The 13,249-nt window shown below is 66.2% G+C and carries 12 protein-coding genes; 6 read left to right on the forward strand and 6 right to left on the reverse strand.

Translation table 11 applies throughout. The features are described from left to right. Positions 1–888 precede the first annotated feature (888 nt). Positions 889–1,869, reverse strand: coding sequence for a Bug family tripartite tricarboxylate transporter substrate binding protein (locus tag FNL56_RS14705; protein ID WP_143573524.1), 981 nt, complete (start codon positions 1,867–1,869; stop codon positions 889–891). Between the two features lie 114 nt (positions 1,870–1,983). On the opposite strand from FNL56_RS14705, the gene FNL56_RS14710 reads away from it, so the two are divergent. The 5 genes from FNL56_RS14710 (at position 1,984) to der (ending at position 6,232) form a co-directional block, all read left to right on the forward strand. Then, positions 1,984–2,568, forward strand: coding sequence for an NnrU family protein (locus tag FNL56_RS14710; RefSeq protein WP_143573526.1), 585 nt, complete (start codon positions 1,984–1,986; stop codon positions 2,566–2,568). Positions 2,569–2,571: 3 nt separating this feature from the next. Further along, complete coding sequence (gene panB / locus FNL56_RS14715; protein WP_143573528.1) at positions 2,572–3,420, forward strand: 3-methyl-2-oxobutanoate hydroxymethyltransferase; 849 nt, start codon at positions 2,572–2,574, stop codon at positions 3,418–3,420. A gap of 148 nt (positions 3,421–3,568) precedes the next feature. Continuing rightward, positions 3,569–4,222 carry a tetratricopeptide repeat protein gene (locus FNL56_RS14720; protein WP_143573530.1) on the forward strand — a complete coding sequence of 218 codons (654 nt, stop codon included), beginning with the start codon at positions 3,569–3,571 and terminating at the stop codon, positions 4,220–4,222. 34 nt (positions 4,223–4,256) lie between these two features. Continuing rightward, positions 4,257–4,784 carry a hypothetical protein gene (locus tag FNL56_RS14725; protein ID WP_143573532.1) on the forward strand — a complete coding sequence of 176 codons (528 nt, stop codon included), beginning with the start codon at positions 4,257–4,259 and terminating at the stop codon, positions 4,782–4,784. 59 nt (positions 4,785–4,843) lie between these two features. Then, a complete protein-coding gene (der, locus tag FNL56_RS14730; RefSeq protein WP_143573534.1) occupies positions 4,844–6,232 on the forward strand; it encodes a ribosome biogenesis GTPase Der in 1,389 nt (462 codons plus the stop codon). Between the two features lie 59 nt (positions 6,233–6,291). Here the strand turns inward: der and FNL56_RS14735 are convergent, their stop codons facing one another. From FNL56_RS14735 to radA, 5 genes are all read right to left on the reverse strand, one after another. Next, the gene (locus tag FNL56_RS14735; RefSeq protein ID WP_143577946.1) at positions 6,292–7,425 is read right to left on the reverse strand and encodes a hypothetical protein; all 1,134 of its coding nucleotides are present in this window, start codon (positions 7,423–7,425) and stop codon (positions 6,292–6,294) included. 221 nt (positions 7,426–7,646) lie between these two features. Continuing rightward, positions 7,647–8,396: an SDR family NAD(P)-dependent oxidoreductase gene (locus tag FNL56_RS14740; protein ID WP_143573538.1), complete on the reverse strand. Its 750-nt coding sequence runs from the start codon at positions 8,394–8,396 to the stop codon at positions 7,647–7,649. Positions 8,397–8,559: 163 nt separating this feature from the next. Further along, positions 8,560–10,071 carry an amidophosphoribosyltransferase gene (gene purF, locus FNL56_RS14745; RefSeq protein ID WP_143573540.1) on the reverse strand — a complete coding sequence of 504 codons (1,512 nt, stop codon included), beginning with the start codon at positions 10,069–10,071 and terminating at the stop codon, positions 8,560–8,562. Between the two features lie 61 nt (positions 10,072–10,132). Beyond that, positions 10,133–10,765, reverse strand: a complete 633-nt coding sequence (locus tag FNL56_RS14750; RefSeq protein WP_143573542.1) for a CvpA family protein — start codon at positions 10,763–10,765, stop codon at positions 10,133–10,135. 169 nt (positions 10,766–10,934) lie between these two features. Beyond that, positions 10,935–12,413 (reverse strand): DNA repair protein RadA, encoded by a 1,479-nt coding sequence (radA, locus tag FNL56_RS14755; RefSeq protein WP_143573543.1) that lies wholly within the window; start codon positions 12,411–12,413, stop codon positions 10,935–10,937. Positions 12,414–12,800: 387 nt separating this feature from the next. Here radA and FNL56_RS14760 point away from each other — a divergent pair, with 387 nt between their 5' ends. Then, on the forward strand, positions 12,801–13,175 hold the full coding sequence (locus FNL56_RS14760; protein WP_143573545.1) for a hypothetical protein: 375 nt from the start codon (positions 12,801–12,803) through the stop codon (positions 13,173–13,175). Positions 13,176–13,249: the final 74 nt, after the last annotated feature.

Raw genomic sequence — 13,249 nt, forward strand, 5'->3', positions numbered from 1 at the left:
CCTCCCCCTTGCGGGGAGGGTGGCCCGGCGTAGCGAAGCGTAGCCGGGTCGGGTGGGGGTAGCGACAGACGCCGTCGCCCGCGGCACCCCCACCCCGGCCTCCGATTTCGCGATGCTTCGCATCGCTTCGCTCGGCCGACCCTCCCCGCAAGGGGGAGGGGCACTACTGGCGCTCTCGTGTCGCACGCGACGGTGCAAATGTTTTCCTGCATCCCTTGACCATATTCCTGTATAGATTATAATCCTTGCCGTCCTGCCCCATTGAGAGGGGCGATCGCGATCGTCACGATGGCGGGGCGGGATGCGGTGGACGCCGGAGATGCGGCGTCGCGCGGTGCAAAAGAGAGGTCCGACGTCGGGTCGGGACACCGTCAATGCGCCAGGATTCCACTGGCGCGGCGACACCGTCCCCTCCGACCGAAGACAGCTCTCGCGTATCTCGCGGCGGACGAACGTATCGCCCGCGAACGGCCCAAGCTGCGATGGCCCCGATCCACGCCCTGGATCATGGATGGTGCGCTAAGGCTGGTCGGGCACCAGGGGGTGTCGTGGAGCAAGTCGCAAACCCACCGCGTGCGGAACGCCGGTTGATCCGGTGATCCGAAAGTCCTGGCGCATTCCACTTGCCGTCTACGGCTGGCGTCAGGCCCAAGGGTGCATCGGGCACCCGGCGTTCCGCGCGCCCTCTTCGGATAAGAGGGCGGGAATGCCGCACACCTCGGACGCCCCGGGCGCCGCGAGAACGCGAAACTGTGCGCGCTGTTTGACATTCACAGAGGAACATTGGGGCGGCGCGCGAGGTCGCGTAGCCCGTATGAGCGAAGCGATATGCGGGTTTGATGTAGAACGCAGGCGCCCCGCATTTCGCTTCGCTCATGCTAGCTACAACTACTCAATCCTGATCTTCGCCTTCTGGATCACATCCGCCCACAGCTTCTTCTCGTCCGCCATCCGCTTGCGTAGTTCGTCCGGCGACGACGGCGACGGCGTGATGAGCTGCAGTTTCAGCCGCTCTATCACCGCGGGTTCGGCCAGCGACTGCGTGACTTCGGCATTGATCTTCGCCACCAGATCCTTCGACAACCCGCCGGGGCCGACCAGCGCGTTCCAGGCGTCGGACTGCACGTCGATGCCGCTTTCCTTAAGCGTCGGCACGTCGGGCAGAAACGGCGAACGCGCAGCCGTCGTCACCGCCAGCAGCTTCACCGTGCCGGAGGATAGCTGCGGCGTGACGCCGATCGCGGGCAGGCAGGCGACCTGGACGTCGCCGCGGATCAGCGCCGTCGTCGCCGCCGGCGACGAGGGGTAGGGGATGTGGACCATCGGCGCACCGGCCTGTTGCGCGATCGCTTCCATGCAGAGCTGCGACAGCGAGCCCACGCCGATCGAGCCGTAAGCGAGGCCACCCGGCGCGGCCTTCGCCTTGGCGAGAAATTCCGCGACGCTCGCAACACCGAGCGAGGTCGGCACCGCGAGCACGCTGGGGAGCTGCGTCAACAGCGTGATCGGCGCGATATCGGTGTCCGGATTGTACGGCAGGCGCGCGAACAGCAGCGTGTTGATGGCCAAAGGCCCGCCCAGCGAAATGCCGATCGTGCCGCCGTCGGGCACGGCCTTGGCGATCGCGTCGGTGCCGATATTGCCCGACGCGCCTGGCTTGTTCTCCACCACGAAATTCGAGCCGGGATGCCGCGCCTGCAGACTGTCGGCGAGCACGCGGGTGACGATGTCCGGCGAGGAGCCGGCGCCGAACGGCACGATCAGCCGCACCAGTTTCGGCGGCCACGCGACCTGCTGCGCTAAGCCCGCCTGCGCCATTGCGATCAGCGCGACCAGCGCCAGCATCCCGCAGGCCTTGTTCCGCAGCATTGCGTGTCTCCCTCGAAAAGTGGTACCCGAAACGACCAGGCGGGGTTCGCCGGGCGCGGACCATAGTTGGAATCGCATGGCGGGCAAATGGCCTGCGCACGGGGGAGAAATTCGGTGGGACTGAGCGTCATGATCCTCGGCCTGGTGCTGTTTCTGGGCGTGCACCTGGTCTCCACCCGGCGCGAGCTGCGCGCCCGGCTCATCGCGAAACATGGCGAGAGCCTGTACAAGCTCGGCTATGCGCTGGTCTCGGCGCTGGGCCTGGCGCTGATCGTCTGGGGCTTTGCGAAATATCGCGCCACCGGCTGGATCGACATCTGGTATCCGCCGGCCGGGATGCGCCACGTCACCGTGGCCTTGATGCTGCCCTCGGCGGTGCTGCTGGTCGCGGCCTACGTCCGCGGCGGCATCTACCGCGTGGTCAAGCATCCGATGCTGACCGCGGTGAAGCTGTGGGCCTTCGCGCATCTGCTGTCGAATGGCGACCTCGGCTCGATCATCCTGTTCGGCGCGTTCCTCGCCTGGGCGGTGGTCGATCGTATCTCGCTGAAGCGCCGCAGCGATCCCGGCGGCCCGCCGATCCCGGTCGGCGGTTCGCTCAACGACGTCATCGCGGTCGCCGTCGGCATCGTCGTCTATCTCGCGCTCGGCTTTGCCTTCCACCCGGTGGTGATCGGCGTCCCGGTGTTTGGAGCTTAAAACATGTCTGTCCAATCGGCGATCAAGCGCAAGACCGCGCCGGATATCTTTGCGCGCAAGAACGGCGAGCCGATCGTGATGCTGACCTCGTATCACGCGCATACGGCAGCGCTGGTCGATCGCTATTGCGACGTCATCCTGGTCGGGGACTCGCTCGGCAATGTGATGCACGGTTTCGAGACTACGCTTCCCGTCACGCTGGAGATGATGATCCTGCAGGGCCGCGCCGTGATGCGCGGCTCGCAGGCAGCCCTCGTCGTCGTCGATATGCCGTTCGGCTCCTATGAAGCCTCCAAGGAGCAGGCGTTCCTGTCCGCGGCGCGGATCCTGAAGGAGACGCATTGCGGCGCGGTGAAGCTGGAAGGCGGCGTGCGGATGGCGGAGACCATCGAATTCCTGACCACGCGCGGCATTCCGGTGATGGGCCATATCGGGCTGACGCCGCAATCGATCAACACGCTGGGCTCGTTCCGCTCGCAGGGCCGCGCCGAGGCCGAGGCTCTCGCCCGCGGCGACAATGAAGGCGGGCCGATCCAGAACGATGCGCTCGCGGTGGCGCAGGCCGGCGCGTTCTCGGTCGTCGTCGAGGCGGTCGCCGAGCCTCTGGCGCGAAAAATCACCGAGACGATCGCGATCCCGACCATCGGCATCGGCGCGTCGGCGGCCTGCGACGGCCAGGTGCTGGTGCTGGAAGACATGCTCGGCCTGTCGGCAAGGGTGCCGAAATTCGTCAAGCGCTTCGGCAATCTCGGGCCGATGATCGAAGCGGCCATCGAGGGCTACGCCACCGAAGTCCGCGCCCGTAGCTTTCCTGGCCCGGAGCATGTCTACGGCACCAAGCCGAAGGCGTGAGGGCCGGCATCGGGTGTCTGCGCCTTGCTGACGCCCGCTTTGCCTTGGCGCTGCCATAACGCTAGGATATCGCCGCCGCCATTGCCGGGAACATGATTCCGGGCGCCGTCTGGGTCGAGCGCGGTCAATCGCGACAGGAAATCTCCAAGTGTCTGAATTATTTAGTGAAGTTGACGAAGACCTGCGCCGCGAACGGCTCAAGCGAATTTGGGATCGCTATTCTCTGCTGATTATCGCCGTGGCGGTCTTGATCGTCGGCGGTGTCGGCGGCTGGCGCGGCTACAGCTATCTCGAGGGCAAGAAGGCAGCCGAGGCCGGTGCGGCGTTCGACCGCGCCGCCGACCTCGCCGAACAGAACAAGCATGCCGAGGCGGAAGCCGCCTTCACCAAGCTGGCCGCGGAAGCCCCGTCCGGTTACCGCACTTTGGCGCGGCTGCGCGCCGCCGCCGAGGCCGCCCCGCGCGATCCCGCCGCGGCGATCAAGATGTATGACGAGATCATCGCCGATCGCGCCGTGTCGGCGTCGGAGCAGGACCTGGCGCGGCTGCGCGCCGCTGGACTGCAGATCGACACCGCGCCCTATGATGCGCTGCTGGCCCGGCTGGAGCCCGCCACGGCGATCACCGGCACCTACCGCCACACCGCGCGCGAATTGCTGGCGCTGTCGGCCTGGCGCGCCAACAACGCCGCAGCGACCCGGCAGTGGCTCGACATGATCGCCAATGACGCCGAGACACCGCCGACGCTGCGCACCCGCGCCGAGGCGCTGGCCGCGCTGCTGCCGCCGGCCGCCAAGAGCTGATCCTGCTAATATTTCGCTGAGTGAGAAGCCGTCCATGCGCCCTGTGCAACGCCTCGTATCCGCCGCCGTCCTGATCGCACTGTCCGGTGCGCTGACCGGCTGCGGCAGCATGACCGGCTGGGATCCCTCAGACCTGCTCGACTTCCTCGACACCAAGAAGAAGCTGCCCGGCGACCGCAGGCCGGTTTTCCCGGAAGGCGTCCCCGGCCTGCAGCAGGGCGTGCCGAAGGAGCTCTACAAGGACAGCGTCGAGCAGCAGCAGCGCGACGAGGCGGCAAGGGCTGCTGCGGCGGCCGCGGCTCCGCCGGCCGCCGAGCCGAAGGGCCGCAAGTCGAAGGCCCGTGTCAATGTCGGCGCGGTGCGCAGCGAGCCGGGGGCTGCCCCCGAAGCGGCTGAGGAAGGCGCGCCTGCCGCCGTGCCGGCCGAGCCGAAGGGCCGCAAGATCACCCGGCGCCGTACCACGGCACCTCCCGCCGATGCCCCGGCGGCCGCCGCGCCGGCCCCGGCCCAGGCCACCACGCCATTCCCGGCACCGGTCCCCTCCGGCACCTTTACCCGCTAGATCGCCGCATTCCGGCCGATTGCATTGACAGGCGTCCGCGAAAGGGCGCACGGAACAGCATGTCTTTCACGATTGCCATTATCGGCCGACCCAATGTCGGCAAATCCACGCTGTTCAACCGTCTGGTCGGGCAGAAGCTCGCGCTGGTCGATGACACGCCCGGCGTCACCCGCGATCGCCGCGAGGGCGAAGGCAAGCTCGGCGACCTCGAATTCACCCTGATCGACACCGCCGGGCTGGACGAGGGCCCGAAGGGCTCGCTGACGGCGCGGATGCAGGAGCAGACCGAAACCGCGATCGGCCTCGCCGACGCCCTGCTGTTCGTGATCGACGCCCGCGCCGGCCTCACGCCCAACGACCGCGCCTTCGCCGATTTCGCCCGCCGCGCCGACAAGCCGGTGGTGCTGGTCGCCAACAAGTCCGAAGGCCGCCATGGCGAGCTCGGCGCGATGGAGAGCTACGCGCTGGGGCTGGGCGAACCGATCCAGATCTCCGCCGAACACGGCGAAGGCCTGTCCGACCTCTATGATTCCTTGCGCGATATCATGCCGGAGCCGCCGGAGGACGTCGAAGATTTCGACGACGACGACATCATCGAAAGCGAAGAAGACATCGCCAAGCGGCCGATCCGCGTCGCCATCGTCGGCCGTCCCAACGCCGGCAAGTCGACCACGATCAATTACCTGCTCGGCGAGGAGCGGCTGCTGACCTCGGCGGAGGCCGGCACCACGCGCGACTCGATTTCCGTCGAGGTCAACCACAAGGGCCGCGAATTCCGCATCTTCGACACCGCCGGCCTGCGCCGCCGCTCGCGGATCGAGGAGAAGCTGGAGAAGCTGTCGGTCGCCGACGCGTTGCGCGCGATCCGTTTCGCCGAAGTCGTCGTGCTGATGATGGACTCGCAGACCAAGTTCGAGGAGCAGGACCTGCGCATCGCCAACCTGATCGAGCGCGAAGGCCGCGCGCTGGTCGTCGCGGTCAACAAGTGGGACCTGATGAGCCAGAAGGGCAGCCTGGTCACCGATTTGCGCACTGACGTCGACCACATGCTGCCGCAGGTCAAAGGCGTGCCGATCGTCCCGATCTCCGGCCTGATGGGCGAGGGGATCGACAAGCTTATGAAGGCGATCGAGGAATCCTACGCGGTGTGGAACAGGCGGGTGCCGACCGCGTCGCTGAACCGCTGGTTCGAGCAGGCGGTCGATGCCAACCCGCCGCCGTCGGTGTCGGGCCGCCGCCTCAAGCTGAACTACGCGACGCAGGCCAAGGCGCGGCCGCCGAGCTTCATCGTGTTCTGCTCGCGCGCCGACGCGGTGCCGGAATCATACCTGCGCTACCTCGTCAATTCGATGCGGACCTTCTTCGATCTGCCGGGCACGCCCATTCGCATCACGCTGCGCGAAAAGGCCAACCCCTTCGCCCACAAGCGCAAGCGACCGACGAGGTAAGGCCCTCATGACCCTTCCGCGCTGTTTGCGGGGAGAGGTCAAGGCGACTGCGCTCATTGCTACTTCAGCGCGTCCGATACCAGCCTGAATTTCTGGATGCGCTTGCCGGTGTCGACTTCCGCCGTGTAGACGCTGCCCTTGGCGTCGACCGCCATCGCGTGAATCCAGTGGAACTGGCCAGCGTTGCGGCCGCTGCGACCGAAGCTGCCGACCACGCGGCCGTCATCGCGGTTGAGGATGCGGACTTCATTGTTCTCGCCGTCGGCGGTGAGCAGCCAAGTCTGCTTCGGATCCGGCCATAATGCGAGATCCCACACCGCGCCGTTGCCGAGCGTGTTCTTCTCGAAGAACCACTCCTTCACGAACGTGCCGTCCTTCTTGAAAACCTGGACGCGGTTGTTGATGCGGTCGCAGACATAGACGAGTCCGTCGTTCGCGATCTTCACGCAATGCACGGGGTTGGCGAACTGCTGCGATACCGGCGCTTTCGGATCGTAGGCGGCCTGCTTGTCGTCATTCGGCTTGTTGCCATAGGCGCCCCAGTGCCTGATGTAGGCGCCGGTGGTGGCATCGAACACGATGATGCGGCGGTTGCCATATCCGTCGGCGACGTAGATCTCGTTGGCGTCCTTGTCGATCGCGGTTTCGGCGGGCTTGCCGAGCTGGGTTGTATCGTTGCTGCCCTTGCTCGGCCCGATCGTGCCGATCTGCATCACATACTTGCCGTCCAGCGTGAATTTCAGGATCGCATTGTCGTTGTCGAGATTGCCGCCGACCCAGACGAAGCCCTTTTCGTCGACCTCGATGCCGTGTTCGCGGCCGACCCAGGTGTAGCCTTCACCGGGGCCGCCCCACGAACGCAGCAAATTGCCGTCGGAATCGAATTCGAGCACCGGCGGTGCCGAGACGCAGCATTTGGAGCGCGGCGGGGTGAGGCCGGCGCCGTTCTCGTCCTCGGTCAGCGAACGGGGCCGGTGGATCACCCAGATGTGGCCCTGCGCATCGACCGTAATGCCGCCGACCTGGCCGAAGATCCAGTCGTTCGGCAGCGGCTTCGGCCAGGATGCCTCGACCTCGAAGCGCGGGATGTCGGCGGCGGAAGCGGAGAGGGTGGTGAGGGCGATCGCGACCCATGCCAGCGCATTGCAGGCGAGCAACCCGACCAGATGACCACGTCGCGACAGTGGCTTCATGGCAGCCTCCCTGTTTGCGTTGCGGGTTGGTCCCGCTTGGCAGGGAGTGAAGTACCGCAAGCATGCAGTGTCAATCTTGCGGCGCACGCACGTCAACAGACTCAGATTGTCATCCCCGCGGATGCCGGGATCCAGTAAACGCAAGCAGCAGCGTTTACTGGATCGCCCGGTCAAGCCGGGCGACGACAGGGGAGCGTGAGGCGCGTGGTGCGCGCGGTCGCTTACGCCGGCGGCATAAAGTTGAGCAGGCTTCGCGTTGTGTAGTCGTAGAGCTTGCCGGTCTGTGTCCATTCCGGCGAACACATCGGCACCATCAGCTCCGCGACGTCCTCGGGCTTCGTCAGCGTCATCGGGTCCTCACCGGGAAACACCGTGGCGCGCAGGCGGGTGCGGATCGGGCCGGGGTCGAACAGATTGACGCGGATGGCGGTCGAGGCGGTCTCCACAGCCCAGCTCCGCGCCAACGCTTCCAGCGCGGCCTTGGCGGCGGCGTAGGGGCCGCGATAGGCCGGCGCGAGGTGCGCGGCGTCGGCGGTGACGAACACCGCGCGTCCCGCGTCTGACTGTTTCAGCAGCGGGTCCATGCAGCGGATCAACTGAAAGTTGGCGGTGGCGTTGACGGCTATCACCTCGTTCCACGGCTTCAGCTCGATATGGCCGAGCGGCGATGACGGGCCGGGCATGGCGGCATTGCCAATCAGGATGTCGAGCCTGCCGTGGCGCTCGTGCAGCGCGGCGCCGAGCCGCGCGATGCCGTCGACGTCGGTGAGGTTGAGCGGCACCAGCGTGGCGCTGCCGCCCAGCGCACGGATTGCATCGTCGAGTTCTTCCAGCGCGCCTTGCGTGCGCGCGACCGCCACGACATGCGCGCCGGCGCGCGCCAGCGCCAGCGCGGCTGCGCGGCCGAGGCCGCGCGAGGCGCCGGTTACGAGGGCGATGCGGGAGGCGAGGGGAAGCGCGGGATCAGGCATGGACGGGCTCATAACTCGGGGTGGTCGTCCCCGCGAAAGCGGGGACCTATACACGCCGAGGGTTATGATGCGGAACACGGCCCGTGTCTAATCTTGTGCGAAAGTTAAAGGGTCGGAGGCTATCAGTCCACGCGTTCGCGGGGACGACGGCGAAGGAAGCGAGCTAGCTCGCTTCCGCCAGCAATGACAGCTGCCTAGGCGCTTCGATCTCGTGCATGTCGGTGAGCGGGGTCGGGTAGTCGCCGGTGAAGCAATGGTCGGCGAATTTCGGATGCGCGGGATCGCGGCCGGGTTCGCCCATCGCGCGGTAGATGCCGTCGACCGAGACGAAGGCCAGCGAGTCGGCTCCGATCAGCTCGCACATTTCTTCCAGCGTATGGGTGGCGGCGAGCAGCCCGTTACGGTCCGGCGTGTCGATGCCGTAATAATCGGGATGGGTGATCGGCGGCGAGGCGATGCGGAAGTGCACTTCCTTCGCGCCGGCGTCGCGCATCATCTTGACGATCTTCTTCGAGGTGGTGCCGCGCACCAGGCTGTCGTCGATCAAGACGATGCGCTTGCCTTCGATCGCAGCCCGATTGGCAGAATGCTTCATACGCACGCCCAGTTCGCGAACGCTCTGGGTGGGCTGGATGAAGGTGCGGCCGACATAGTGGTTGCGGATGATGCCGAGCTCGAACGGGATGCCGGATTCGCGGGAATAGCCGATCGCCGCCGGCACGCCGGAATCGGGCACCGGGACGATGACGTCGGCCTCGACATGGGTCTCGCGGGCGAGCTGCGCGCCCATCGCCTTGCGGGTGTCGTAGACCGAGCGACCGCCGACGACCGAGTCGGGACGGGCGAAGTAAATGTATTCGAAGATGCAGGGGCGCGGCGGCTGCGGCGCAAACGGCTTGTGGCTCTGCGCGCCTTGCTCGTCGAACACGATGACTTCGCCGGGCTCGATGTCGCGGATGTATTTCGCTCCGATGATATCGAGCGCGCAGGTCTCCGACGCCAGGATCGGCGAGCCGTCGAGATCGCCCAGCACCAGCGGCCGGATGCCGAGTGGATCGCGGGCGCCGACCAGCTTCTTGTTGGTCAATGAAACCAGCGCATAGGCGCCCTCGATGGCGCGCAGCGCCTCGATGTAGCGGTCGATGAAACGGTTGCGCTTGGAATGCGCGACCAGATGCAGGATCACCTCGGTGTCGGTGGTCGACTGCATCATCGAGCCGTTCCTGACGAGCTCGCGGCGCAGCGTCAGGCCATTGGTCAAATTGCCATTATGCGCGACGGCAAAGCCGCCGGCATTGAGTTCGGCGAACAGCGGCTGCACGTTGCGCAAAATGGTTTCGCCGGTGGTCGAATAGCGGGTGTGGCCGATCGCGGCGGTGCCGGGCAGGCGGTCGATGACCTCGCGGCGGGAGAAGGTATCGCCGACCAGGCCGAGCCGGCGTTCCGAATGAAACCGCGCGCCGTCGAAGGCGACGATACCGGCGGCTTCCTGACCGCGGTGCTGCAAGGCGTGCAGGCCGAGGGCGGTAATCGCGGCGGCGTCGGGGTGGTTGTAGATACCGAACACACCGCACTTTTCGCGCAGCATGTCGCCGTCTAGATCGTTGTCGCGCAGGTTGTGGTTGCTGTCAGGTTCCAGGCTCGGCTTCGCTGCGTCGTGAAAAGGGCTTTGCATTGGTCAACGCCTCTCTTGTCGCAAGAAACTCAGCGAGAAAACTTAACAAGCCTACCAACAATTACTTTGTGGCAGGTTTACCATCGATCAGCTTTTTAAGGCTGTCGCGTGCCGGCTTCGAATAGCCATCGCCCGCACCCGGCAAAGCCGGTCCGGTTTCAGTGGCATCCTCGCCGGGCTTGTCCTTCTTGAATCTCTTCAAGATGGTGTTCTCGGGGTCATCCGGCAAGAGCGACATCAGCCAGTTGCCGGTGGATTCGAGTACCACGCGCGATTTGGCGGCGGTGACCCAGTCCGGACGCTGCTTGTCGGGCACCAGCCATGCAAAGAACAGGAAAGCGACGACGACGATCAGGAGGCCGCGGGCGAGGCCGAACAGGAAGCCGAGCGTGCGATCCAGCGCTCCGATCCGCGAATCGAGGATCATGTCCGAGATCCGCACCGTGATGATCGAGACCACGACCAGCGTGCCGATGAACACGCCGGCGATCACCACGACGGTGGCGACGGTGTCATTGTCGATATAGGTCTTGGCGGAAGGCAGCAGCTTCTGGAATGCGAACAGCGTGACCACGGCGGCGGCGCCCCACGCCGCGATCGACAGGATCTCCCGCATGAAGCCGCGGACCATCGCGAGCAAGCCGGAGATCAGCATCACCGCGAGCAGCACAAGATCGAGAATCGTTATCGGCATCGGCTGGTCAGGTCCGCTCGGTGGCGTTCAGGCGAATCGGCGCAAGGCGGCCGGTCCGCGTGACGGTGATATGGCACGTCCGGCAGGGGCGGAAAACAGCAAAGCCAAACTCCGCCACAGCCTTGTTGCTTCCCGCTATAGCGGCGGAGACGGCTGGCGTCACGCCGGATCAGCCGTCCTGGCGCTTGAATCGGGCGGGGGCGGCGTTTTTCTCCGCCGCTGTGCTTTTGCTGTCGCCGTTTCCATTGGCATTGTCGCGGGCCGGCTTGACGCCGCGCGCCGCGATATCCGCGACCAGCGTGGTGAGGCCGCCGACGGCATTGAGCGACAGGCCGGCATCGCCGCCGGCGTCGCCGCGGGTCGATTCCGGCAGCACCGCGCGGGCAAAGCCGAGCTTGGCGGCTTCCTTCAGCCGCGCCGAGGTCAGCGACACCGGGCGCACCGCGCCGGACAGCGAGATCTCGCCGAAATACACCGCATCCGGCGGCAGCGGCGCGTTGCACAGCGAGGAGACGAGTGCGGCGGCGGCGGCCAGATCGGCGGCGGGCTCGTTGATGCGCAGGCCCCCGGCGACGTTGAAATAGACGTCGTAGCCGGACAGCTTGACGCCGCAATGCGCCTCCAGCACCGCCAGCACCATCGACAGCCGGGAGGAATCCCAGCCGACCACGGCGCGGCGCGGCGTGCCCAGCGTCGTGGGGGCGACCAGCGCCTGCAGTTCCACCAGCACCGGGCGGGTGCCCTCCATGCCGGCGAATACCGCGGTGCCCGGCGAGCCCAGATCGCGATCCGACAGGAACAATTCCGACGGATTGGAGACTTCGCGCAGCCCCAGCCCGGTCATCTCGAACACGCCGATCTCGTCGGTCGGCCCGAAGCGATTCTTGACCGCCCGCAGAATGCGGAACTGCTGCGAGCCTTCGCCCTCGAACGACATCACGGCATCGACCATGTGCTCGACCACGCGAGGCCCGGCGATCTGGCCGTCCTTGGTGACGTGGCCGACCAGGATGATGGTGGCGCCGGATTTCTTGGCAAACCTGATCAGCGCCTGCGCCGAGGCGCGCACCTGGGTCACGGTGCCCGGCGCCGACTCCACCGTGTCGGTCCACATGGTCTGGATCGAGTCGATCACGATCAGCCGCGGCACCGCGCCTTCCGACAGGGTCGCGACGATGTCCTCGACCGAGGTCTCGGAGGCCAATTGCACCGAGGCATCCGACAGGCCGAGCCGCTCGGCGCGCAGCCGCACCTGGGCGACGGCTTCTTCGCCGGAGATGTAGACGACGCGGTGCCCGGCGCGGGCCATCAGCGAGGTGGCTTGCGTGAGCAGCGTCGATTTGCCGATGCCGGGATCGCCACCGATCAACAGCACCGAGCCGCGCACGAAGCCGCCGCCGGTGACGCGGTCGAGCTCGGCCATGCCCGACGGGATGCGCGGGGCATCGGCGCTCTTGCCGGTCAGGCTTTCCAGGTTGAACAGCCGGCCCTTGCGCTTGGAGCGCGCCGACACCGGAATCGTGGTGGCGCCGGTGGTGTCTTCCTCAGCCAGCGAATTCCACTCGCCGCACGCCTCGCACTTGCCCTGCCACTTGTTATAGGCGGCACCGCAGTTCTGGCAGACGAAGGAGAGGGAGTTCTTGGCCATTGGGGCAATCGCTGTCGGGGAGGGCGGTTGTCGAAGTTTCCGGTTTGTTCTTCTGTATATGAAGCGGCACGTCAATGGCAATCTCTGCCGAACGTGCCGGGACGGGCTGCAATAGCTGACGTTCGGCTGTGCGGTTGTCCGGCGGTGGCCTCGTCTCTCACCTCACCTTGAGAGGACGTCGCCACATCGGGCAGAATTCCAGGACGGTAGCGGCTCGGTCCGCGGCGCGCATGCCGCAACAATGCAAACCGCACGATGCTGGCGCATCCGTCCTTAAGCATGTTCGTCAAGGTAAATAACAACCCGTCGTTGACGGCAGGTGGTGTTCGCTTAAGTCTCGCGCATCACACGATAAGGCCCTTTCAACGCTCGTCACGGGATTTGATCATGAAGAAATTGATGGCTGCTACACTGTTCGCCGGGCTCGCCGCGATGGCGTTGCCGAATTCCGCTTCGGCCGGCTGCTACAATTGCTACGCGCCGCCGCCGTGCCCGACCTGCTACCAGCAGCAGGTGGTGCCGCCGCAGTACCGCACCGTCGAGGAGACGGTGATGGTGTCGCCCGGCCGCACCATCGCCCGCCGCACCCCGGCGCAGTATGAGACCGTGATGGTTCCGAAGACCGTGATGGTCGCGCCGTCGCGCGTCGAATACGAGCAGATCCCGCCGGAATACGCCACGCAGCAGCGCGTCCAGATGGTCGCTCCGGCGCAGACCTATTACGTGCCGGTGCGGCCGCGCTGCGGATCGTGCGGCTACTGAACGATCGGCATAACATTCGGGACGACGACAATCGGCCGCCATGTGCGGCCGATCTGCCATGGGGAGGCCAGCGC

Source organism: Tardiphaga sp. vice304, from assembly GCF_007018905.1.
Taxonomy (GTDB): Bacteria; Pseudomonadota; Alphaproteobacteria; order Rhizobiales; family Xanthobacteraceae; genus Tardiphaga.